The organism is Acinetobacter calcoaceticus DSM 30006 = CIP 81.8, assembly GCF_000368965.1.
In the GTDB taxonomy this organism is placed as follows: Bacteria; Pseudomonadota; Gammaproteobacteria; order Pseudomonadales; family Moraxellaceae; genus Acinetobacter; species Acinetobacter calcoaceticus.
In genome coordinates this window covers 901246-924765 of the sequence record NZ_KB849780.1, presented here as the reverse complement: position 1 = coordinate 924765, position 23520 = coordinate 901246, and the positions used below count along the sequence as shown (strand labels likewise).

21 protein-coding genes and 2 pseudogenes are annotated in these 23520 nt (G+C 38.0%); 8 read left to right on the top strand and 15 right to left on the bottom strand.

Annotated elements, in window-relative coordinates:
• Window positions 1–99 precede the first annotated feature (99 nt).
• The 4 genes and pseudogenes from F936_RS09280 to F936_RS09265 form a co-directional block, all read right to left on the bottom strand.
• The gene (locus F936_RS09280) at window positions 100–1350 is read right to left on the bottom strand and encodes an NADH:flavin oxidoreductase/NADH oxidase family protein (RefSeq protein ID WP_005046869.1); all 1251 of its coding nucleotides are present in this window, start codon (window positions 1348–1350) and stop codon (window positions 100–102) included.
• Window positions 1351–1358: 8 nt separating this feature from the next.
• Window positions 1359–1745: a hypothetical protein gene (locus tag F936_RS09275; protein ID WP_005046868.1), complete on the bottom strand. Its 387-nt coding sequence runs from the start codon at window positions 1743–1745 to the stop codon at window positions 1359–1361.
• Between the two features lie 47 nt (window positions 1746–1792).
• Window positions 1793–2656, bottom strand: a pseudogene (locus F936_RS09270) (alpha/beta fold hydrolase).
• 24 nt (window positions 2657–2680) lie between these two features.
• Window positions 2681–3694 (bottom strand): alpha/beta fold hydrolase, encoded by a 1014-nt coding sequence (locus F936_RS09265; protein ID WP_005046861.1) that lies wholly within the window; start codon window positions 3692–3694, stop codon window positions 2681–2683.
• Window positions 3695–3929: 235 nt separating this feature from the next.
• Here F936_RS09265 and F936_RS09260 point away from each other — a divergent pair, with 235 nt between their 5' ends.
• Together F936_RS09260 and F936_RS09255 are read left to right on the top strand one after the other, a co-directional pair.
• Complete coding sequence (locus F936_RS09260; protein ID WP_005046860.1) at window positions 3930–4733, top strand: oxidoreductase; 804 nt, start codon at window positions 3930–3932, stop codon at window positions 4731–4733.
• A 55-nt stretch (window positions 4734–4788) separates the two neighbouring features.
• Window positions 4789–5793: an NADP-dependent oxidoreductase gene (locus F936_RS09255; RefSeq protein ID WP_005046858.1), complete on the top strand. Its 1005-nt coding sequence runs from the start codon at window positions 4789–4791 to the stop codon at window positions 5791–5793.
• Between the two features lie 84 nt (window positions 5794–5877).
• Here F936_RS09255 and F936_RS18765 read toward each other — a convergent pair.
• The 3 genes and pseudogenes from F936_RS18765 to F936_RS09245 form a co-directional block, all read right to left on the bottom strand.
• Window positions 5878–6024 (bottom strand): annotated as a pseudogene (locus F936_RS18765) (NAD(P)-dependent oxidoreductase); the annotation flags it as partial.
• Between the two features lie 130 nt (window positions 6025–6154).
• Complete coding sequence (locus F936_RS09250; RefSeq protein ID WP_005046856.1) at window positions 6155–6364, bottom strand: hypothetical protein; 210 nt, start codon at window positions 6362–6364, stop codon at window positions 6155–6157.
• A gap of 226 nt (window positions 6365–6590) precedes the next feature.
• Window positions 6591–7145, bottom strand: a complete 555-nt coding sequence (locus F936_RS09245; RefSeq protein WP_005046854.1) for a TetR/AcrR family transcriptional regulator — start codon at window positions 7143–7145, stop codon at window positions 6591–6593.
• 749 nt (window positions 7146–7894) lie between these two features.
• Here F936_RS09245 and F936_RS09240 point away from each other — a divergent pair.
• From F936_RS09240 to F936_RS09225, 4 genes are all read left to right on the top strand, one after another.
• Window positions 7895–8464, top strand: a complete 570-nt coding sequence (locus F936_RS09240; RefSeq protein ID WP_005040257.1) for a TetR/AcrR family transcriptional regulator — start codon at window positions 7895–7897, stop codon at window positions 8462–8464.
• A 139-nt stretch (window positions 8465–8603) separates the two neighbouring features.
• Window positions 8604–9623 carry an MBL fold metallo-hydrolase gene (locus tag F936_RS09235; RefSeq protein ID WP_005046853.1) on the top strand — a complete coding sequence of 340 codons (1020 nt, stop codon included), beginning with the start codon at window positions 8604–8606 and terminating at the stop codon, window positions 9621–9623.
• Between the two features lie 316 nt (window positions 9624–9939).
• A complete protein-coding gene (locus F936_RS09230; RefSeq protein WP_005046852.1) occupies window positions 9940–10488 on the top strand; it encodes an RrF2 family transcriptional regulator in 549 nt (182 codons plus the stop codon).
• 157 nt (window positions 10489–10645) lie between these two features.
• Window positions 10646–11851, top strand: coding sequence for an NAD(P)/FAD-dependent oxidoreductase (locus F936_RS09225; protein WP_005046851.1), 1206 nt, complete (start codon window positions 10646–10648; stop codon window positions 11849–11851).
• 86 nt (window positions 11852–11937) lie between these two features.
• On the opposite strand, the gene F936_RS09220 is transcribed toward F936_RS09225, so the two are convergent.
• Window positions 11938–12630: a type 1 glutamine amidotransferase domain-containing protein gene (locus tag F936_RS09220; RefSeq protein WP_005046850.1), complete on the bottom strand. Its 693-nt coding sequence runs from the start codon at window positions 12628–12630 to the stop codon at window positions 11938–11940.
• 152 nt (window positions 12631–12782) lie between these two features.
• Entirely contained in the window at window positions 12783–13613 is an 831-nt protein-coding gene (locus tag F936_RS09215; RefSeq protein ID WP_005046849.1) for an alpha/beta fold hydrolase, read from the bottom strand.
• 637 nt (window positions 13614–14250) lie between these two features.
• Between F936_RS09215 and F936_RS09210 the strand changes: the two genes are divergently transcribed.
• Both F936_RS09210 and F936_RS09205 read left to right on the top strand, forming a co-directional pair.
• The gene (locus tag F936_RS09210; protein ID WP_005046848.1) at window positions 14251–14571 is read left to right on the top strand and encodes a pyrimidine/purine nucleoside phosphorylase; all 321 of its coding nucleotides are present in this window, start codon (window positions 14251–14253) and stop codon (window positions 14569–14571) included.
• Window positions 14572–14937: 366 nt separating this feature from the next.
• Entirely contained in the window at window positions 14938–16548 is a 1611-nt protein-coding gene (locus F936_RS09205) for a bifunctional 3-(3-hydroxy-phenyl)propionate/3-hydroxycinnamic acid hydroxylase (RefSeq protein ID WP_005046847.1), read from the top strand.
• Window positions 16549–16584: 36 nt separating this feature from the next.
• Here the strand turns inward: F936_RS09205 and F936_RS09200 are convergent, their stop codons facing one another.
• The 6 genes from F936_RS09200 to hcaB all read right to left on the bottom strand — a co-directional run bounded on the left by F936_RS09200 (window position 16585) and on the right by hcaB (window position 23520).
• Window positions 16585–17478, bottom strand: coding sequence for a LysR substrate-binding domain-containing protein (locus tag F936_RS09200; protein WP_005046845.1), 894 nt, complete (start codon window positions 17476–17478; stop codon window positions 16585–16587).
• A gap of 1 nt (window position 17479) precedes the next feature.
• Window positions 17480–18670, bottom strand: coding sequence for an MFS transporter (locus F936_RS09195; RefSeq protein WP_005046842.1), 1191 nt, complete (start codon window positions 18668–18670; stop codon window positions 17480–17482).
• Window positions 18671–18839: 169 nt separating this feature from the next.
• Window positions 18840–20045, bottom strand: coding sequence for a 3-(3-hydroxy-phenyl)propionate transporter MhpT (gene mhpT, locus F936_RS09190; protein WP_005046840.1), 1206 nt, complete (start codon window positions 20043–20045; stop codon window positions 18840–18842).
• A gap of 408 nt (window positions 20046–20453) precedes the next feature.
• Entirely contained in the window at window positions 20454–21674 is a 1221-nt protein-coding gene (gene hcaD / locus F936_RS09185) for a 3-phenylpropionate/cinnamic acid dioxygenase ferredoxin--NAD(+) reductase subunit (RefSeq protein ID WP_005046837.1), read from the bottom strand.
• Between the two features lie 11 nt (window positions 21675–21685).
• Window positions 21686–22642 (bottom strand): 3-carboxyethylcatechol 2,3-dioxygenase, encoded by a 957-nt coding sequence (locus F936_RS09180; protein WP_005046834.1) that lies wholly within the window; start codon window positions 22640–22642, stop codon window positions 21686–21688.
• A gap of 62 nt (window positions 22643–22704) precedes the next feature.
• Complete coding sequence (gene hcaB, locus F936_RS09175; protein WP_005046831.1) at window positions 22705–23520, bottom strand: 3-phenylpropionate-dihydrodiol/cinnamic acid-dihydrodiol dehydrogenase; 816 nt, start codon at window positions 23518–23520, stop codon at window positions 22705–22707.

The following is a 23520-nucleotide window of genomic DNA, read 5'->3' as shown; positions in this document are numbered from 1 at the left end:
CACTTTTAGTGCTGAAATATCTTTTCTATTAGACTTTTGAGGACTCAAACTCTTTTGCCCGAGCGTTTCAGGCAATTTATCCTAGTCAGAATAAAGTGGTTATTTTGCTCGGCTACGTTGGGTTGCATAGGTTCCCCAACTACTGAGTAAAACTGATTTAATAAATGCCCATAAACCACTTTCTTTAGGTTTCGGCTCTTTACCTTTCCCAATCCGTTTGAGTTGTTGGGTATACCAAAGTACTTCCATAATCCCCAGACTATCAATTTTCTTAATGCCTGTTTTGATGGGTTGCACTGACTGAAAACCATTTTTTCCTGCCAGTAAAAATTTGGGTACATCAGGTTCAATTGCCATAAGTCTTGCAATTCCAATGACATCACATGCATGTGACTGCAACGCTTGATCCATACCTTCTACAGTTCGGAATCCACCTGTTACCATCAACGGCATTTTTACGAGTGTTCTCACTTTTTCTGCGAAATCAATAAAGAAAGCTTCGCGTACGATTGTCGATGCTTTTTGTGGAGCTTTGGCTACTCCAGATTCGTAGGTGCCACCCGATATTTCAATCAGGTCAATGCCTGCATTCGCTAATGCCTGAATGGTTTCTAACGAGTCTTGCTCGGTAAACCCACCTTTTTGAAAGTCTGCCGAGTTAAGCTTAATCGCGATAGGAAACTCTTTACGGACTTGTTTTCGGATCTCTGCATAAACTTCCATCAAGAAACGGCGACGTTTTTCTGGTGTACCACCCCACTCGTCATTTCTTAAATTGTGCAAAGGTGACAAAAACTGGTTAATTAGATAACCATGCGCAGCGTGAATCTCGACTCCACTAAATCCAGCCTTTTTACATATCGCAGCGCTACGCCCAAAACGCTGAATAATTTCTAAAATTTCTTCGTGTGTCGCTTCATCAGGTGTTGCAAATAAAGACTGCATTTCTGCACCAAATGGCACTGCCGATGCAGAAATGTTACGTACATTTAATCCTTTGGGTGATTGTTTTCCCGGATGATTTAACTGTGCCCATAATTGAGAACCTTGTTCGGTCACGGTTTTTGCCCATTTCTGTAAAATTGCAAAATCACGCTCATCCTCAACCACCACATTTCCAGCCTCACCTAAGGCTTTACGGTCAATCATAATGTTGCCAGTTATGATCATCCCAATCCCTGATGCTGCCCAACGCTGATATAGCCGAACATGTTTTTCGTTTGGATTATTTGAATAGCTGGCTAAAGTTTCACTGGTTGCAGCCTTCGCTAAGCGGTTTGGAATGATGACACCATTCGGTAAAGTTAAAGGCTGATTCAAAAGATTCGTTTTTAATTGCAGATGAGTCATGGCTTATCTCACACAGTTAAAGAGGGTTTTGAATAGGGTTGAATAAAGTCCACTAAACTTTGAAACCACATCACATCCACAAAATTTCCGGTAATGACAAGGTCTTGTGTTTTAAGTGCAGTTAAAAAAGTGTTTACACTGTCTTTGGCTGACAACACGGCAAACCCTTTGCTACCCGTTTTAAACGTAAAGGTAAAATTTGGTGACTTGGTTAGCCCTGAGTAAGAGTTAATCTTGCCATTTTTCACTTCGAAATAGCGGCCTTCACCACTTGCTGTTTGAATCTGAAAGATGACATTTTTATCTTTCACATAAGCTGCACATTTCGGATTCTTTTTTACAGCACGCTGCATGAGCTTGGTCAGCATCCACAGCAATAATTTAAATTTCATCATTTTTATCTTCTTGATTCATCAAATTGAATGGACCGAACTCATGGGCATTATTCATCTAAAAACTGTATTGCATGTTTTACGAAGCGTTCAGGGTACTGAAATTGGGCACCATGTCATGCATCGGGATAAATAAATAGCTGAGCATTTGGAATGTTAAGTGCCATGTGATATGCATTGATGGTCGGAATCATCACATCATCGACACCATTTAAAATGAAAGTAGGTTGTTTAATCTCACGTAAATGTGCAAAAGGATCTTGTTCATCAAGTTTAGGTAAAAAATGCATATTAGCTTCTATCTGTGCCTGCATGACTTCAACTGAGCTTGCTGGATCTTGGTTTTTACGCTCATGGCGACGTTGCCAAAATTCATGACCCGCCTGAATAGCAACTTCAGATCGGCCAAAAAATAAAAAGAGGAAGTTTTCTTCAGAAGGCACAGCAGTTGTTGCATGCTTCAATACCAAAGCGGCGACTTCTGGATCATCTCCACGTGGTTTACCACCTCTTGGTCCAGTACCTAAAAGCATTAGTTTTCTGACGAGTTCAGGATGTCGGCGTACTAAATCTTGTGCCTGAAACCCTCCCAGTGAAAAGCCTAATAGGTCAACCTGCTTTAAGCCTAATGCACGAATGACTGCTGCCGCGTCGTCTGCCATATCTTCAATGCGAGTACGGGGCTGGCCTGTAGATGAAGCAACGCCGCGACCGTTAAACAAAATGACCTCACGCCCTTGTGCTAAACCATCAGTAATCAATGGGTCCCAATTGTCTAAACCACCTCGGAAATGCTGAAGAAAAAATAGCGGTGGTTGCTCTGTATTTGCATTACCCCATCGACGATAGGCAAAATTTGCTCCATCTACTTCAATGAATTGGGTCTCGGCTGTTTGGTGTGTAATTGTTGTCATGGTCATAGTCCTAAATTTAAGTTCTTATTTAGCTAAGAATGTAAGTGATTGTTTTACAAAATCTTCATTAAACTGAAATATTCCCCCATGACCTGCATCTGGATAGATAACAAGTGAGCTATTCGGTAAACGCTTTGCTAAATCATAAGTATTTACTGTTGGCACCATTCGGTCATGATCACCATTAGCAACAAGAACAGGTTGTTGAATCACAGAAAGGTCAGCAGGTTTTTTACTTCCCCATTTTTTTAATGCTTTGAGCTGGGCACGATAGGCAGAAATGGTGATTTCTTTATCTCGGTTTTCGGTACGTTCATTAATACGTTGAATAAAGGCTTTTGCAGAAGCTTTACCATTTTCTGTACGAGTGAAAAAGAGATAAACCTTAGGGTCTTGACGGGTAACCATTCCACGGACTAAATCCCAATTAGAAATTCGCCCTACGGTACTAATTCCAGTACCACCCGCAGGGCCAGTTCCCGATAAAATCATTTTTCGAACCAAATTCGGCTGTTTTAGCACAATCTCTTGTGAAATCATGCCGCCCATCGAGAAGCCGAATAAATCAACTTGCTTAAATCCTTTTGCTTGAATGAAAGCAATCGCATCATCTGCCATTTGTTCAATTGACTTTGCTGGTTCACCAGTCGAAGCACCAACGCCGCGATTATCAAACACAACAACATGATGTTTAGCCGCAATTCCATCAATAATTCGTGGGTCCCAGTTATCTAGTACAGCAGCCAAATGATTTAAGAAAATGACAGGTGTTCCACCGTTTTGTTGACCATATTCTCGATAAGCGAAGTTAACGCCACCTGCACTAATAAATTGAGTTGGTACATTCTTCCAATTTGTATCTTGCTCGGCGTGTTGCCCTGCTTGCGGATTGCTAACAGCACTTGATGACACTTTATGTGCCTGAATTGATGGTTGATTAAAAGAAACCGATGGCACAACCTCTGCCTGAGTTAAGGGAGCACTAAAAATAGATATCGCCGTCAAACTCATAGCAACTGTATTTAATAAAAAATTCATTTCTCTGATCCTCAAATTTAATTCATTGATCTGATTCATCTGTTTTTATGAGTGATCTTCCAAAGGGAGAAAAGATAAAAACAGAGTAAGTATCGATTTAATACCCACTATACGCATGTAAAAAATATTGTCACTATCTTTTTAGTAGTAACTATTTTATTTTTAGATTATGATTAAAAAATCAAGTCGAAATTCATTCGTTAATTGACTACAAAATTTAAGTAAGGAACATGACATGACCAGCAAAGTAGTTCTAATTACAGGTGCATCTTCTGGTATTGGTTTAGCAACAGCAAACCTTTTACATGAGGCTGGATTTATTGTTTATGGCACAAGCCGACAAGCAAAAGATTCATCAAAATACAAATTCCATCTTATTGAGTTAGACGTAAATCAAGATGATTCAGTTGCCCAAGCCGTTGAAAAAGTAATAGCAACCGAAGGAAAAATTGATGTCTTAATTAATAATGCTGGGTTTGCAATAGCGCCTGCTGGTGCCGAAGAAAGCTCAATGCAACAAGCACAGGTTATTTTTGATACCAATTTTTTTGGTGCGGTTCGAATGACTCGTGCAGTAATTCCACATATGCGCCAGAAAAAATCAGGATTGATCTTAAATATCAGTTCAATTCTTGGGCTTTTACCTCTGCCTTTTGGCGCACTTTACTCTGCATCAAAACATGCACTTGAAGGTTACTCCGAATCTTTAGATCACGAATTAAGATCACAAGGCATCCGTGTGTCACTTATTGAACCTGCTTACACCAATACGTCTTTGGGAGTAAACTTACTCGAAGCAGATAATAAAATTTCTTTTTACGATCAAACGCGTGAAAAGCTACATAAACAAATGATTAATTCAATTAATAAGTCAGATGACCCAAGTGTGGTTGCCAATACAATTTTAACCGTCATTCAAAGCCAACAGGTCGTACCACGCTACACAGCAGGAAAAACTGCAAAAAGCTTAAAAGCGTTAAGACGATTTGCACCTGCAAAGATCTTTGACAAATTAATTCACCGCAGCTTGAAAGTTTAGAACAAACCCAAGCCTATAAAACTTTAAAAATAATTTCGAGAAATAGAGGTTTCAAATGAAAGCAGCCTACATTAGCCGTTATGGCAACATTGATGACGTACAGCTCAATGAACAATCTCAACCACCACTGACAGCAGACGCTGTACTTGTTAAAGTTCATGCTGCAAGTATTAACCCTCTCGACTTAAAAGTTTTAGAGGGTGAACTTAAAGCAATTCTGCCACTGAAGTTTCCTTTCATATTAGGCAATGATTTTGCAGGTACAGTCGTAGAAGTTGGATCGAACGTTACTCAGTTTAAAGCCGGAGATGAAGTCTATGCCAAGACAGATTTAAACGGTGCTTTTGCTGAATATACTGTGGTTCAACAGTCTTCACTTGCACTTAAACCTCAAAATCTTTCTATGGAGCAGGCGGCCTCTTTACCTTTAGTTACATTAACAGCATGGCAAGCTCTGGTTGAAATGGCAAAAGTTCAGCCAGGACAAAAAGTACTGATTCATGCAGGTTCAGGCGGTGTTGGCTCAATCGCAATTCAACTTGCCAAATCGTTAGGGGCTATTGTTGCAACTACAACAAGTGGTAAAAACGCTCGTTGGGTTAGAGAGCTAGGCGCCGACATCATTGTTGACTATAAAACGACAGATTTTGAGCAAGAACTTAAAGACTATGACGTGGTTTTAGATACGCAAGGTGGAAAAGCCTTAGAGAAATCAGTCAATGTACTTAAACGTGGTGGGCGACTTATCAGTCTTGCAGGTCCACCCGATCAAGCAACTACAGACGCATTTAATCTGAACCGTTTTCTAAAATGTGTTATCCCACTTCTAAGCTGGTCAATCCGACATAAAGCAAAAAAACGTGGCGCTACCTATTCATTTCTATTTATGCAGCCAAATGGTCAGCAGCTCTCAAAAATTTCCGAATTGGTCGAAGCTGGAAAAATTAAACCCGTAGTTGACCAAACCTATGACTTTATTCAAATTAAAGAAGCGCTCCAATATGTAAATACTGGACGAGCAAAAGGGAAAGTCGTTTTAAATAATATTGCTGAACTTTGAGCATTTATTTAAATAAAAAACACTACGAATGGTCAAATCATTAAAGATCTTAATTACTCGACCATTCGTAGTAGCTTTATAAAATCAAAGAGGTAAATGATTCATCCTCTCTAACTCACGAATTAAACCAAAATGATCAAGCTCGCCGTCTCTAGCTCCCACCATATTTTGAAATAATTGACTGACCAATTCAGCAATAGGCAAATTCAACTCTAGTGATTTGGCATAGGTAAAGGATATTCCTTAAATAAAAAATCATGATATTTATAGGATGCTTTCTGCTACAAGAAATAGGCTTAAATACGTATAAAAAAACCTCAATGAGATATTGAGGTTTTTTTATACGTTTGCGATAGTTTTATCAGTTTTGCTGATCTTTTTGCCGCTGTATATCTTTCTGATCTTTCACGTTTTGTTGCCGCTGTTGATTTGGTATATGGTGTTGGTATTGGTGGTTTTGTTGCTGTTGTTGATCCTGTTGGTTTTGCTCGAATTGTTGATCTTGCAGTTTATTTTGGCGATCTTGATCACTCTCTTGTTGCCGGTGTTGATCACTTTTTTGATTAGCCATATTAATTGTCCATTCTTTAATATGATTCATTTTTAAATTTACATACTTATCATTATAAGGCTACCTACTTCATGTGACATTTTCTTTCATTGTAAATTTTATAATTGAAGATAAAAATATATGACTAATAAAGATGCATTTATTTAAATTTCTAAAAATAGAAATTACATTGACTACTTGATAAAACAAATTTTATTTTAGATTCATAGATTAAAATGCTTTTCTTTCACCCCAACCCCAACAAAAAATACTCAAGCAACCTCTCCCGTTCATCTGGTTTACTCGGGTCTAAAAGCTGAACCATTGCTCCATCAATCACAAACAAAAACATGTGCGCATCTTGTTTTGAAGCATTTGCGTTAGTTGTTAAAAGCAGATTATAAATTTCCTTGATCAACCAGTTTCGATAGTCAATTACGACCTGATACGCTTTTGGATGTGTTTTCGCAATTTCAAAAATAGCTTTAAACGGCAAATGATATAGCCCTTCTAAATCGGCATGTAAAAAATAAATTTTCCTAAGTTTTTCAACTAGCGTTAAGTCTTTTTGAACATAAATAATTGAAAGTAATTCTTCTTTTAAACCATCTTTTTGAAAGGTCAGACTCATTTCAATAAGACGTTCTTTTGAGTGAAAATAATTATAAAACGTGGCTTTCGGGATTTTTGCTGCTTCAATAATTCGGTCTACCCCGACATTGTGAAAGCCATGTTTATTAAAAAGATATCTTGCAGAATGAAGCACGCTTAAAGCACGAAATGGGAGATCTGAATGTGGCATAGTTTTACCGTTATAAAATAAATTTTTGTTGTATATAAATGAGATATAAAAAGCCTTGACCCTTTTAAGGGTGAAAAAAGGCGTAACAAAGCCATAAAGACTGTGCTTGGCACATCTCAAGTTTTATTGTTGCTAAGTTTTTAAACGAAATGATTTAAAGTTCGACAAGCCTAAAGGCCATCAAACCGTTTAAAGATGGGTTAAGTTGTGTCGATATAGCTTTTGGCAAAGGCTGCCAAGAAATAATGAATGTGCAAAGCCAACTCCTTTAAGTATGGAGTTCTGCCAAAGCATTATAAATTATGGTGGCAGAACGGAAGTGGGTTGACGGACTGGGTTCGACATCCAGCACACTCGAAAGTGTCCCACTCCCGTCCTACCGCTACGGGAGGGAACGAGGTGTGCACACATGAAACTATTCCTCAGAAGGAATAATCTGATGTGGTCGATCATCGGTCCGTCAAAACCGACTGGCAATGTAGGCCAGCCCGCAAATGGTAATCTGCAATATTTAAGGTGTCAATGTGAAATTGGCTAGAAAATATTTAATTAATTATTGTTTTTCATTTAATTACATACTTAAGGAAAATCTTAAATGTAAGCTTAACAATATAAAATAAATCTATAATCTTTTTAAAATTCTGAGCTTATTGGCGTGTTCGTAAATTTGACCTCCTCTACAAAACATTTCTTGCACTCTAGCTATTTTTATGTATGATTGAGTAATCACTCAATTAATATATTTGTGTATGGCTCGTCCTCGTAGTGAAGATAAACGTAATGCAATTTTAAGTGCTGCTATAGAAACATTGGCAGAGCTTGGCGAACGTGCGTCGACCTCAAAAATTGCCAAAGTCGCTGGTGTAGCAGAAGGTACTTTATTTACCTATTTTAGTAGCAAAGAAGAGTTGCTTAATCAGCTCTATCTTTCACTAAAAGCTGAACTGCGTCAGGTAATGATACTCAATTACCCTGCTCACTCCGATTTGCAAACACAAATGTCTCATATTTGGCAAAGCTATTTGGACTGGAGTTTAGAAGCTCCACTCAAACGCAAAGTAATGGCACAGCTTTCAACCTCTGAGCAAATTACCGAGCAAAGCAAACAAATTGGTATGCAAACCTTTTGCGATCTGACCCAAAATATTCAAGAACATATTAATGGTGGAACACTACGTGACTACCCACCGTTATTTATTGCTTCAATTTTGGGGGCGCTAGCCGAAGTCACACTGAATTTTATTGCCCAAGACCCTTCTCAAACCGAGCGTTATCGCAAATCGGGTTTTGAAGCATTTTGGCATGCAGTTTCAATATAAATAAAAGATAAGGACCTACGGCGTCCTTATTTTTGAACCAATTAATGAGTGAGTAAATACTCATTTATATAGATATTAATAAGTACTCTTAAAGTTCTTATTTGCACATATAGGTTTATTCCACTAAAGGAAAAACAAGATGACTATTTCAAACACAACAGACTTGCCTTCTCCCTTAATGCCTTCAAAGCAACACGACGGCAAATTTAGAAATACACGTCCGAACCAGCACAAGCCTTCTTTTGGTAAGTCACTTCAGTTGATGTGGAAGTTTCTATTTAACAAACCGAAAGACACAGTTCCAAATAAACAAATTCCGGTTTTAAGTTTGTCGAAAGAACAACTTCTTAGTGCACCTGACCGCTCTCTCTTTCGTCTGGGGCACTCGACTATATTGTTAAAATTTCGCGATGAGTTTTGGCTAACCGACCCTGTTTTTTCGGAGCGTGCCTCTCCTTTTCAGTGGATTGGACCAAAACGTTTTCACCAACCGCCTATCAGCATTGCCGAACTACCGCCAATTAAAGGCGTGATTTTGTCGCATAACCACTACGACCACTTGGACTACCACGCAGTAATGCAACTTAAAGACAAAGTTGAGCATTTCATAACACCGCTTGGTGTGGGTGATGCCTTAATTAAATGGGGAGTTCCAGCAGAAAAAGTTCAACAGCTCGACTGGTGGGAAACCACACATATTGATGGTTTAGAACTGGTTGCTACCCCTGCTCATCATTTCTCGGGCCGAAGCTTGAGCGACAGTAATGCAACTTTATGGGCATCATGGGTGATTATTGACAATGATCTACGTGTATTTTTTAGTGGTGACACGGGATATTTTGACGGCTTTAAAGAGATTGGACATCGTTATGGTCCATTTGATCTGACCATGTTAGAAACTGGGGCTTATGATCCTGAATGGCCCGATGTTCATATGCAACCAGAGCAAACTTTACAAGCACATATCGATTTAAAAGGACGTCATTTGTTACCCGTGCATAATGGTACTTTTGATTTAGCACTTCATGCTTGGGACGACCCATTTGAACGTATTGTCGGTTTGGCTAAACAAAAAGATTTAGGCATTAGCACACCACAAATGGGTGAAGTACTCAATCTAAACGAGCCAAATGTCGAAAATTATTGGTGGCGTTCGTAAGTTTGAAGAAATTATTTGGAGAGTAAAAGAATGCTTTTGCTCTTCCCCCTTTTCTCTATCTTACTTATAAGTTGTGAACCAACTCATTAAACATCTATTAGACATTTCTACGCTCAAGAGAACTAAATAAATTTTTTTATAAATTATTAAAATCTTTTTATTTATTAAAACTTAAATTATTCAAATAGATAAATTCATAATTAACAATTTAACAGAGTTTACTTAAAACTAGGACTAACTTTGTCTTAGTTTTATTATTGACTTAAAACACAGACTCCATTAGTCTGTGTTTGTAATTGATCAATTATGAAATTAAATGGCTTATATCACTAGTAGCGTCGAGTATGCGATTCACTGTCTTCTTTTTCTTGTGAACAATGAAGATAAACCTTTGAGTAGTAAGGATCTTGCTGAATTACAAGGAGTCTCTCCGAGTTTTATGGCCAAGATTTTTCCTAAACTTGAAAAGGCAGGCCTTGTTGTTGCACAAGAAGGTGTTCGCGGTGGATATTTACTGGCCAAACCGGCTCATGAAATCAGTTTTTTAGATATCGTGAATGCAATCGAAGGTGAAAAACCGCTTTTTGAGTGCCAAGAAGTCCGTGGGAAATGTGCGGTCTTTAATCATGCCCCGCCAGATTGGGCAACCAGTGGTGTGTGTGCAGTGCACGCCGTGATGTTACAGGCCGAAAAAGCCATGCGAGATGCGCTAGGTTCTCATACACTTGGTGATATTGCAGACCGTTTTGGCCGTTATGCACCCGACGTATTTTTTAGTGATGTAAATGGCTGGATCAATGAACGCATCGAAGGAAGAACAGCAAAAATGCGGAAAAATAAAATATCACGGGATACCCCCGACTAACGAACTGATAGGGCCTCAAACCCTGACATAAAACTCCCCTAATCGTTTTAAACACCTTCTCAGATTTTTCGGACAATCAGAGAAAGGATTCGCTCACCCTAAATTTTGTGATGAGCTGGAATTTGTTGTCCGAAAAACCTATCAAAAGGATAATCAAATGAGTAAGCGTATTATTATTGCAGGTTCTGGCTTTGCTGGTTTATGGGCTGCACTTGCTGCACAAAGAGCAATTCACCTAGCTTCGCAAGAACAAAATATTGAAGTAGTGATGGTTTCCCCTAGCCCGAATGTTGGTATTCGCCCTCGTCTTTATGAAGCTGTACTAGAAAACATGAATCCTGATATTTCAGAGTTACTAGGCGTTGTTGGGATTAAATATCTAGCAGGTTGGGTAAATCAAATTGATGTCGACCAACAGACAATCGAATTTTCAACCATCGATGGCAACAAGCAAACCTTAAGCTATGATCGTTTTATTCTGGCAACTGGAAGTACCACTTTTATGCCTCCTATACCGGGCCTTACAGAATATGGCTTTAGCGTAAGTACACTAGAAGATGCCGAAAAACTAGATCAACATCTTAAAAACTTAGCCAATAAACCTGCAAATGCAGCACGTAATACTGTAGTGGTTGCTGGTGGCGGTTTAACTGGACTTGAAACAGTCACCGAAATGCCTGAACGACTGCGTAGTATTTTAGGTGAAACTGATGTGCGTGTAGTTTTAGTAGACTCATCTACAGAAATTGGTGCAGCGATGGGTGACCAAGCTGCTGCTGTTATTCGTGAAGCTCTTAGCGAGCTGGGTGTGGAAGGCAAAGCTGGCCTACGAGTTACAGCACTCGATGCATCAGGGGTAACACTTTCTAATGGCGAAAAAGTTGAAACAGAAACCGTCATTTGGACAGCTGGCATGAGAGCTAACTCGCTCACCTCTCAAATTGCTGGTGAAAAAGACAATTTAGGCCGTTTGATTGGGGATGCTTATTTACATGCACCTGAAGCAAAAAATGTTTTTGTGACGGGAGATACTGTAAAAGTTCCAACCGACGAGTTCGGTAATTTTAACGTGATGTCTTGCCAACATGCCATGAGCCTAGGCCGTGTGGCTGGTTACAATGCTGCGGCAGAATTGGTTGATTTACCACTTCATGCATATAGTCAACCGAAGTATGTGACTTGTGTTGATTTAGGCCCTTGGGGTGCTCTCTATAGCGAAGGTTGGGACCGTCAGGTTCAATTTGTTCGTGAAGAAGCCAAAAAAATTAAGCAGGAAATTAATACTGTCTGGATTTATCCACCTGCGGCAGACCGTGAGGCTGTGTTTGCCATAGCAAATCCTGATTTTGTTATTGTTCCTTAAAGTTAGCTTTTCAAAATAGAACAATCCCCAAAAGTTGTAAGTCATGATTGACTTCTCTTTTGGGGATTATTTTTAATATATAAAACCTAGGTCTTTTCTAAAGCTTCTATAATTTCTAAAGCAGTTTTTTTAGCAGAAAATGGATTTTGGCCTGTAATTAAATTTCCATCTTGAACCACATGGGGTGCAAATGGAATTAAAGCCTTTTCATAGTCTGCACCATACTCTTTTGCTAACTCTTCGGCATTGTAAGGCACCTTTTTTGCTACCCCTGCTAAAATTTCTTCACTCCATGCAAAGCCAGTTAACTTCTTCCCGTCTATAAGCCGTTTACCATTGGAAAGCCTTACATTTAATAGACCACAGTAGCCATGACATACACTTGAAACAATACCGCCTTTTTCATAAATATTTTTGGTGATTTCTTGAAGTTCAGGGTTGTCTAGAAAATCCCACATTACCCCATGACCACCCGTGTAATAGATCACGTCATAATCTTCCCAATGAATATCTGACGGTTTATGGGTGTTGGCAAGCAAGGTCATAAATGCCTGATCATCTTCTCTCGCTTTTACCGATTTATCAGCAACCAACGCACCCAGTGACTTTGGTTCAATAGGTGTTTTTCCGCCATTCGGACTCACAATATCCTGAATATATCCTTGTTTTTCAAACTCATCATAGGCGTGGGTAAGTTCACCTAACCATAGACCTGTGGGTTCATCTACATCTTTATAACGTGAAACATTGGTCACGACATGTAATATGCGTTTAGACATCTTTTCACCTCATTTTGATATTTATAATTCTGTTCATTGATTTATCAAAGCATAGAAACCTGTTACTGAAAGTGTGTGCTTAGTAAAGTTATGAACTAAAAAAAGAGGCATTCAGCATGCCTCTTTTCACAATCGGATGTTTTTATTTTTAATTATTCACGGATAAAGGCTAATAAATCGGCATTAATAATTTCATGATTCACGGTTAACATGCCATGAGAAAAACCTGGGTAGATTTTTAATTGGCTATTTTGAAGCAATTCTGCCGATTTCACCCCAGAAGTTTTATAAGGCACAACTTGGTCATCATCACCATGCAATACTAAAACAGGAATCGTGATTTTCTTTAAATCTTCGGTAAAGTCAGTTTGTGAGAACGCCACAATCCCATCGTAATGCGCTTTTGCTCCCCCCATCATTCCTTGACGCCACCAGTTGGCAATTATCCCATCAGATGGTTTCGCATCAGGTCGGTTAAAACCATAGAACGGCCCAGATGGAAGGTCTCGGTAAAATTGTGCACGGTTATTCAAAACCTGTTTTTGTAAGCCATCAAATACGTCTTTTGGTAAACCTTCGGGATTATTTTCAGTTTGAACCATCAATGGTGGTACTGCGCTGACAAGCACAGCTTTTGCAACATTTTCTTCGCCATGACGAGCGATATAGTGAACCACTTCGCCGCCGCCTGTTGAGTGACCAATATGAATTGCTTTTTTAATGTTGAGATGTTTAACCACCTCTGCAACATCGTCTGCATAGTGGTCCATATCATGACCATTCCACACCTGACTCGAACGACCATGTCCCCGTCTATCATGAGCTACAACACGATAACCTTGTCCCAAAAAGAAAAGTAGTTGTGTGTCCCAATCATCTGAACTTAAAGGCCAACCGTGATGAAAAAATAAAACTTGGGCATCTTGTGGTCCCCAATCTTTATAGAAAATGTCTACGCCATCTTTTGTGGTTACATATCCCATCTTTATTCTCCTGCTGAAAATCTGCTTATAGGTTCGTTATTAAGGTTTGAATATTTATATCAAGCTTAAAGTTAACTTTAAGGCCAATCATCTTAATCGTCTTTTAAAAATAAAATTTATATGAAGACTCTAATTAACTTTGTATCTTTTTAATCTTTAATTGTTTTTATTTTATTTCTTTTTAATTTCAAAGATTTTACATACCAAAATTAAGGCCTTGAATTTCAAGTTAACTTCAACCTTATAGTTTCTAAAAAAGTTCAACTAAAAAATCGATGGACCTTTAACAAAGTTGCTAAATGAACTAGGTGCCTCGACTAGATGTCGTTGAAGATGCTCAGGTAGTATTAAATCTACTAACCAGACTTTAGTCATCAGTTTATCTTGCACGCCATTGCCTTATTTAGCTTACCTTTTGCTCAAGACCCTAAAGGTATTTCATAGATTAGAAAGCTCTCACTTTGGGCTTTTTATTTTTGAATCATTTAATTGATATTTACTAATTTCTCGTTAGTGACCTACTTGAGAGAAAAGTTACTTTTATTGCTTACCTAAAATGTAATTTTATAGCTTGAAGATTCAGAGGAACTTTTATTATTATCTTAATAATATTTAGTACAATAAAGAGATACAAAAAATGCCAAATCAATTTGATTCTGTTTCTATAACAAAAAAAGCGAATGTCTACTATGAGGGGCATTCTATTAGTCATGTAATTGAGCTAGCTGATGGAACAAAAAAGACTCTAGGAGTTATTCTTCCATCAGATAAGGCTTTAACATTTAAAACTCATGTGCCAGAGCGCATCGAAATTATTTCTGGGAAATGCACTGTTCAAATTGGCGATGAACCAGAAGCTACAATTTATTCTAGCGGTGAATCTTTTAATGTTCCTGAAAATAGTAAATTTAAAATTATGACAAATGAAGTGATTGATTATGTCTGCCATTTAGAGTGATTTGTGACAGAAATACTATTTTCCATCATGGCAACTTATTTGGCATTGTATAACTGTTACGCATTATAAAAGTTTATAATATTTGTATTTTTAGTAAGACAAATCCTTGATAATAAAAGTTTTATTATTTTTACAATGAATAAATTTTTAGCTTTAAAAGCGACATCCTTCAATTATAATTTAAAACAATGATTGGATTTAAAAAAACTATTGCAAGAATATAAAAACTCTTTTAAATACAATATATTAAAAAAAATTAAATATACATCCTGCTTTTTAAAATTCACTTATTAAACTATTGATTAAATTCAACCTTCTTTCAAGTTTGATATTAATAAGAAAACTTGATAGTAAGGGATATTTACTGTGAATCAAACTCAACATCACACCACGGAAGTTGCAATTTTAGGGGCAGGACCTGTTGGATTAACAATTGCAAATTACTTAAGTAAGCAAGGTGTACAAGTTACTGTTATTGAACAATTAGATCAGCTTATTGATTATCCAAGAGCCATTGGTATTGACGATGAATCATTAAGAACAATCCAATCTTTAGGATTAATTAAACAAGTTTTACCGCATACCACCCCAAATCATGCAATGCGCTTTTTAACTCCTAAAGGACGTTGCTTTGCAGATATCCAGCCGATGACTCGCGAATTTGGTTGGCCACGTCGTAATGCATTTATTCAACCTCAAGTTGACCGTGTTTTACTTGAAGGTTTAGCGTTATACCCAACAACACAGGTATTTTTTTCACGCCACTTAAATAGTTTTACTCAAGACAAAGATCACGTAACTTTAAACCTCACTACAAAAGACAAAAAACAAGAAATTATTCAAGCACAGTACCTTATTGCTTGTGACGGCGGAAATTCATTTGTACGTCGTAATCTCAATATTAATTTTGAAGGAAAAACAGCACCTAACCAATGGATTGTTATTGATCTTGCAAACGATCCATTAGCTACCCCTCATGTATATTTATGCTGTGATCCAGTTCGTCCTTACGTATCAGCAGCTTTACCACATGGCATCCGACGTTTTGAATTTATGGTAATGCCGGGAGAGACCCAAGAAGAACTTAGTAAACCTGAGAACATTAATCGTCTATTAGGAAAAGTTTTACCTCATACCGATAATATTGAAGTCATACGCCAACGTGTATATACACATAATGCACGTATTGCAGATCGTTTCCGCGTAGACCGTATTTTATTGGCAGGCGATGCTGCACATATTATGCCTGTGTGGCAGGGCCAAGGTTACAATAGTGGTATGCGTGATGCATTTAACCTTGCTTGGAAAATGGCTTTGGTCATCAAAAAAGTGGCAAGCCCTGAAATTCTTGATAGCTATCAACTAGAAAGGAAAGACCACGCGCAAGCAATGATTAATTTATCCGTTCTAGCGGGTCATGTACTTGCCCCACCGAAAAAATGGCAAGGTGTTGTTCGCGATAGTATTTCTTATGTATTGAACTACATACAACCCATAAAACGCTATTTACTAGAAATGCGTTTCAAGCCAATGCCAAAATATAATGAGGGAATATTGGCGCCATTTTCAGGAAAAAATACACCTGTTGGAAAGATGTTCATACAGCCTCATGTACAGTTTGGAAACAAAGACAAAATTTTATTAGATGATGTCATTGGAAATAACTTTGCCATTCTCGCTTGGGGAGTCAATCCAACTTGGGGCATCTCACCCACTATTATGAAAAAATGGATTAAGTTAGGTATAAAATTTATTCAAGTCGTCCCTAACGTGCAATTAGATGCACCCAATCAAACTTCTAATGCAGATTTCATTACAATCGGTGATGCAGATAGTGAAATCCGTACTTGGTTCGGTCAAACAAATCAATCTATGGTGATATTAAGACCTGACCGTTTTATAGCAGGTCTTGCTATTCCCCAAACGGTGAATAGTATAAGTGAAGAACTTTTTGAAAAAATGCATTTAATTAACTAAACTTTTTTAAGCCATTCTTTTGAATGGCTTTTTATATTAACTAAAGTCCAGATAAAATTGTTTTTTAAGTACATCTAAAATCAAATCTATAGCCTTATTAACATGATCTTTTCGATAAGAAACATATAAACCGATCATCGGTAATGGTTCTATCGTCTTTTTAACTATAATTTTATCTCCTAATAGAGGAATCACATACTGTGGTACCAAGCTCCAACCAATTTCCATTCCGACTAAATTAACGTTAAGTAAGATATTAGTTGAGTGCTGTACAACAGTGACGTTAAGCTTAGTTTTTTTAAAGAAGTTATGAATAATTCGATAAAGTTCTGGCGATGACTCTTCATTGCAAATCACAAAATCATGTTGTTCAAAACTTTTTATACTAATGCGTTCCTGCTGAGCCTCTGGCGAATTTTTGGGAATAATTAAGGTAAGTGGCTCTTGAAATACCTGAATCGAAACCAGTTCATCTGAATCAGCTCCATAGCGAGTAAAAGCGATATCTATTTCGCCTTTTCTAAGCGCTACTAGTTGTTCATCATCCGTAAGGCTATGAAAATCAATTGTTAATTCTGGGAAATGCGCTCTTATATTGGGCATGATATAGGGGAAGATTTTCATTTCTGCCGCTGGAACAAAACCAATATTTAATTGTTCTTGTTCAACTTTAGCAGTTTGTTGAGCCAAACTAATTGCTTTTTCTGTATGTTCTAAAATGATTAGAGCTTCTTTAAAAAAGACTTCTCCTGCTTTGGTCAGTTCAACTTTTCGCTTACTTCGTATAAAAAGCTGAACTCCCACTTCTTCTTCTAAATCTTTAATCTGCTGACTAAGAGAAGGTTGCACCGTATGCATACGCATTGCTGCCTTAGTAAAATTCAGCTCTTCAGCAACCGCAACAAAGTAGCGTAAGTGACGTAATTCCATGTCATATCCTAATTATTGTCTTTCCATCTTTATTACATACCCAACGATATAAAACTAAAGTCATTATCGTAAGGAATGCACACAACTGATAAGTTTTCTCATAGCCTATTTGGGCAATAATTAATCCTACCAAAACTGAACCAATGGCCATTCCGAAATCAAATAAAGTAAAAAAGGTTGAAACAGCATGCCCTATTCTCTTTTTCTCAACCGATTGTATTGCCATGGTTTGAAAAATAGGGAAAAGGGATCCATATCCCATTCCTATGAGTACTGCCGCCAACCAATAGCCCCACTGTGTTTGCATCCAACTAACTAAAAATAAGCCTATTGAAAAAAGGATAAATGAAGGGTAAACCACGGAATTAGCCCCTCTTTTATCATAAGAATAACCTACCCAAGGGCGCACTATAATCATTGATATGGCAAATATAATAAAAAATATGCTGGTCGCAGCTAATAAGCCTTTTGTTTCACTATAGACACTAATAAAGCTCATAATGCTTGAATAAGCCATTGCAGTAAATAAAGCAATAACGCCGATAGACATCACCCTTTTTTCAAAGATATCGTCAAATGTAATACTCTGCTTTGCAGAGATGATCTCCTTATCTTTTAAGGAAGAAACGGGAATAAGAAAACAAAAAATTAAACCTAAACAAACAATGAATGCTAAAAAGGCAAATAAATTATAAAAACTGGTGTACCGTATCGTAGCTAATGCAATCATTGGCCCAAAAACAACAGCCAGATTCGTAGACATTACGAAATATCCCATACCCTCGCCCTTTCTATGCTCAGGTATAAAATCATTCACTATAGGCACTATTACTGTCGTCAAAATGCTAAACCAGATCCCATGCACACAACGAATAAGCAATAAAAGCCATAACTGATTTGCCCATAGATAACTTAATGCCAGAAGTGCAAATAATAATGCCGAACCACGTAAGGCATATTTTTTACCCAACCGATCAATAATTAAGCCAGAAAAAGGACGAGTGATAATAGATGAAACCAAAAATAAGGTTAACGCCAAACCTGCCTGACTAATTGAACCGGATAATTCTTTTAAAATATAAAGTGGCAATATTGTGAGTAATGCATAGTAATAAATGAATAAAAAAAGATTGTTCAATACACACAGAATAAATGAACGATTCCAAAGCTTTTCCTTGGTAACTGAATACATTTTTCTTACTCAATATAGATGATTAGTAAAACCGTAATTCGACTCATATGCTCGATATAGTTATGAACTTACTAAAACATTCGGATGATCAAATTTGAAATTTCACTCAAATAATGCCAAATATGAAAAAAGCTCCTAAATATGAGCTTTTTTCATTGTGGTATTCAGATTATTGGGCCTGATGTAATTTGCGAATCACCAAAAGCATCAGTAATGCCGAAATGATAATTCCAGGGATGGCAGCAGAAATTACGCCTGTAGCACCGCTTCCCATTGCGAGTAATTGTCCAGCAATCGCAGGTCCTAACATTGCACCAATACGCCCAACCGCTGCGGCACTGCCTACACCAGTTGCCCGAATCTCAGTTGGATATACAATGCTACCGAATGCATATAAAACGCCTTGCCCACCAATTGTAAATGTTCCCATTAATGCTGCGGCTGCATACATCGCAGTAAGACTACCGGCTCCATTTAAACTAAATAAACCAGCTAAAATACCTATGTACATCAATATAATGACATAAGCTTTATTCCAGCGATCAATCAAAATACCCAAAACAACCGTACCTAGTGCAGCGCCCATTTGGAAAAAGACTTGAGCTAAACTACCCTGTTGACGAGAGAATCCTAACTCCATAAAGAGAGATGGCAACCAACTCAACATGATGTATACAACCATCAAGGTAAAAAAATAGCTTGCCCAAAGTAATAGAGTCTGCCCTGCATAGTTATTTCTAAATAGATTTTTAAAAGAGCTTTCTATGCGTGTAATAGATTTATCCTGAAATCTAGTTTGTAAAAACTCCCGTGACTCCGGTAAAAATTTGATCATAAGTGGAAGTACAACAAGAGGAACGATTCCACCAACGTAAAAAATTGTTTGCCAATGTCCACTTACATCGTAGGCTGCCAGTAATGACACCAATATGGCTCCTATTGGCATACCACAATACATCAAACCTACAGCACGCCCACGATTTTCGCTAGAAACAGCTTCTGAAACTAGAGCAATTAAATTTGGCATTGCAGCCCCTAATCCAGCTCCTGCTAAAAAACGTACCAACAGCAACATATAGAAACTATTCACCCAAACGGTGCAAAGGGTAAATACTGCAAAAATAGCGACAGCCCCGATTAACACCATCTTACGGCCAATGCGGTCTGCATAACGTCCACCAATTAATGCACCGGGTAATAACCCCAATATTCCGACACTAAAAAAAATACCGAGTTGAGAGCTATCCAGACCAAAAGATTCTCGAATACCGACAGCAGCGATACCTGCTGCCTGAATATCAATCCCTTCAATCACAGCAATTAAAAAACAAATGACGATCGTAATAATAGAGTGCTTATTTCCTGCACGGTCCATAGAAAAATCCTTTTCTACTAGTTTAAAAAATCATTCACCATCATTTCTTAACTGCTTTTATTTCTAAATTAGCCTTAAGTTCTATAATTTCATAAAAAAATTAAAAAACATTTACTACATTTCACTTAAATACTTTAGTCTTATAGAAACAACCTATAATAAAATTAAAATAAATATACATTTCAATTATTTAACTTACAAATTTAAAATTTAAAATCCAAAAAACATATTAATCACTCAACAAAAATAAAATCTATTAATAGTTAAAAATTATAATGCAGTTCAAATTAAGTATTAATAATATCCACTCATGGAAAATATTTATGATTACCCATAAAAAAAACCGCCATATAATCATGACGGTTTTTATTTTCAATATTAAATAGGCTTTTAGTATAACAACCCTAATTAAATTAATTTGCGTAATTCAATAGACACATCTAGCAACTTTTCTTTATCAAAGGCGCTAGAACTAGAAACCAATTTTTTTAAATGCCTAACATCACGCGCCTGATTGACTGCAATACCCGCTACAACAATACCTTGGTCTAAGCCAAATAAGGTGAATCCAACATTTTTGTCTTCTTGCGGATTCATATTGCCTCGTATATGCCATTCTTTTGCAGACATATCGCCAACGAATTGAAAGTTAATATCATATTGATCTGTCCAGAACCATGATGGATTAGCTTTAGGTTGCGCTAATCCCATGACATGACGAGCAAAAGTGCCTGCTTGATTATTGGCATTTTCCCAAGTTTCAATACGGGCATAATTACCATCTGCACGCAACTGAGTTGCTACATCACCAGCAGCATAAATATCTGGATGAGAAGTTTGGCAGTTTTCATTCACTTTAATGGCAAAGTCGACGTCTAAACCAGCATCTATGGCCAATTGAGCATTCGGTACAATCCCAATGCCATAAACAACAGCGTCGGCAATCAGCTCTTCACCACTTTCCAATATTACGACTATTTCTTCCCCACGTAAGGTGACATTGGCAATTTGCACATTTAAGTGAATATCTACCCCTCGATTGCGGTGTTCATCAAGTAAAAATTGGCTAATAATTGCTGGTGAACGTCCCATAATCATTGGGCTTTGTTCAATTAAGGTCACCTGACAATCTTTAAAACGAGCACTTGATGCTAATTCAAGACCAATAACCCCACCGCCTACAAGCAAAATGCGCTTTCCTGCTTGAAAGACTGGAACCAAGGCTTGTGAATCCTCCAAATTTCGCAGGGTATAAACATGTTTACCGACTGCATCTAAAATTGGAAGACGACGAGGAGCCCCACCAGTCGCGAGTAATAACTTGTCATAGTGAATACTTTCACCATTTTTCAAAATCACTTGATATTGTTCAGGCTCAATGCGTACAACCGCATTACCTTGAATAGCTTCGACACCTAAATCTTTCAATTTTTGTTGTGACAGAATTTCAATTTTGGTCTGTTCAGGCCTTAAAATCATATCTTTAGATAAAGGGGGGCGCTCATAAGGCAGATGTGATTCATCTCCAATCAAAATGATTTTTCCGTCGTATTTGTTATTACGTAGTTCCAGAATAGCACTTGCACCTGCCTGTCCAGCACCGATGATGACAATAGTTTGAATATTCATCGTTTTATCCTTTATTTCAGCTCGGCAGATACAATGCCAAAACCAGCAATCCATTCACTGATAGGTTCATAGCAATGTAAGGTCATCTCATAATCGCCAACAGCTTCTAATGCCGCAAAAGCAGCCATCCATGTACGAACTTCTTGCCCACCACGTCCACCTTCACGACGAATCTCATCTTCAGTCATATTTTCAAGCGCAGCAAAGTCTGCATTTTTGAATTTTTCCAATAACTGTTCATCCCACTCTGGATTAAGTGGAACAGATACGCTCTTGTCACCTGCTGCCAAACGCTGTCCAACTGAAATGATTTTGGCCTGACGTGTATTACGAGCTTCAACAGTTGGGTTACGCCCAGCAATGAGAAACTCTTCAACTTCTGGTGGTGCAGAGCCCATTTGAGGGGTTGGTGGATCGTGTGAAAGTCCACCTGTGCCCAAAATCAATATACGTTCATTTTCTAGATTAATTGAATTAATGAAAGCCCCAACCGCTCGTCCTAAAGCAATAGTTCGTTTTGTCGTAGGCATTGGCGCAGCAGCACCATTAATAAATATTGGAATAGTTGGGTAACGATTAAGTTGACCATCACATAAAAAATGCAGCGGTTGGGTTACGCCATGATCCGCTTGCATACGATATGAATATGCAACATCCACACCTTCATCAAGTACACGTCGAATTAAACCCAATGCTGTGTTTTCAGGCACATTAAGCTCACCCGGACCATAATTCCAATCACCTGCCGCCGTCGCACGTACACCCACGCAAAAACTCGGCATCAGGTCATAAAAGAAGCCGTTAAAATGATCTGGCCCAAAAGCAATAATTAAAGTTGGGTCATATGCTTTGACCTCGGCTGCCAGTTTTTCAAAAGTATGACGCACCGTTTGTTCTTGTTGTTTTTCTGCTGGAGACGCAAATTCCATTAGCGGGCTATGAGAAGCACAAATAAGTTTAACAGTCATGATTAGCTCCGAAATAAGACAGTTTTTAGCTGTCTTATTAGTCCATTAATATCGGATTAAAATTAAGCATCAAAAAAACCAGCGTTCGCTTGGCGTAAGCCACGAATACCCAAACCACAGTCAGCATTTATAAAAACGCCAGATAATGGACGGTTATTTTGACGAGATGCGAGCAATACATAAGAACCAGTCATGTCTTCTGGTTCTGGTAAGAATCTCAATGGCATACCTTGCCCAATTTTTTGGGGATCGCGTGCATCAAGTAATCCTAGATTTTCCTGCCCAAGGGATGCAGCACCTTTCACATTGACATTCATGCCAGATGGAGCAACTGCATTCACACGCACTTTCGGTGCCAGCTCATAGGCCAGTTCACGCACTAAACCTACACCAGCATGTTTTGATGCAGTATAAATTGGACCACCACCAGATGAATAAAACGCTGAGTTAGATAAGGTAAAAATCATCGAGCCTTCAGTTTTGAGTAACTCATCTAAAGCTGCTTTTGCACCAAGCAAATAACCCTTCGTGTTAATACTCATGATTTCATCAAAGGCTTTATCTAACTGTTCGCCACTCATGTTAACGATGTCGGCATAATGATCCCAAATACCAGCGTTACCAATAAAACAGTCCAGTTTTCCAAAACGTTCTACTGTAGCCTGCACAGCACGAACGTTATCCTGAAAACTCGCCACATCTCCATTAATCGCCACAATTTTGTCACCATAGCGTGCAATCAATTCATCTATTTTTGATTGAGACCGTTGCAACACACCAACATGCGCACCCTCTTGCAAAAAGCGCTCAACCAACGCAAGCCCTAGTCCCGAACCACCACCAGTAATTAGTGCAACTTCACCCTCTAGCCAGCCCAT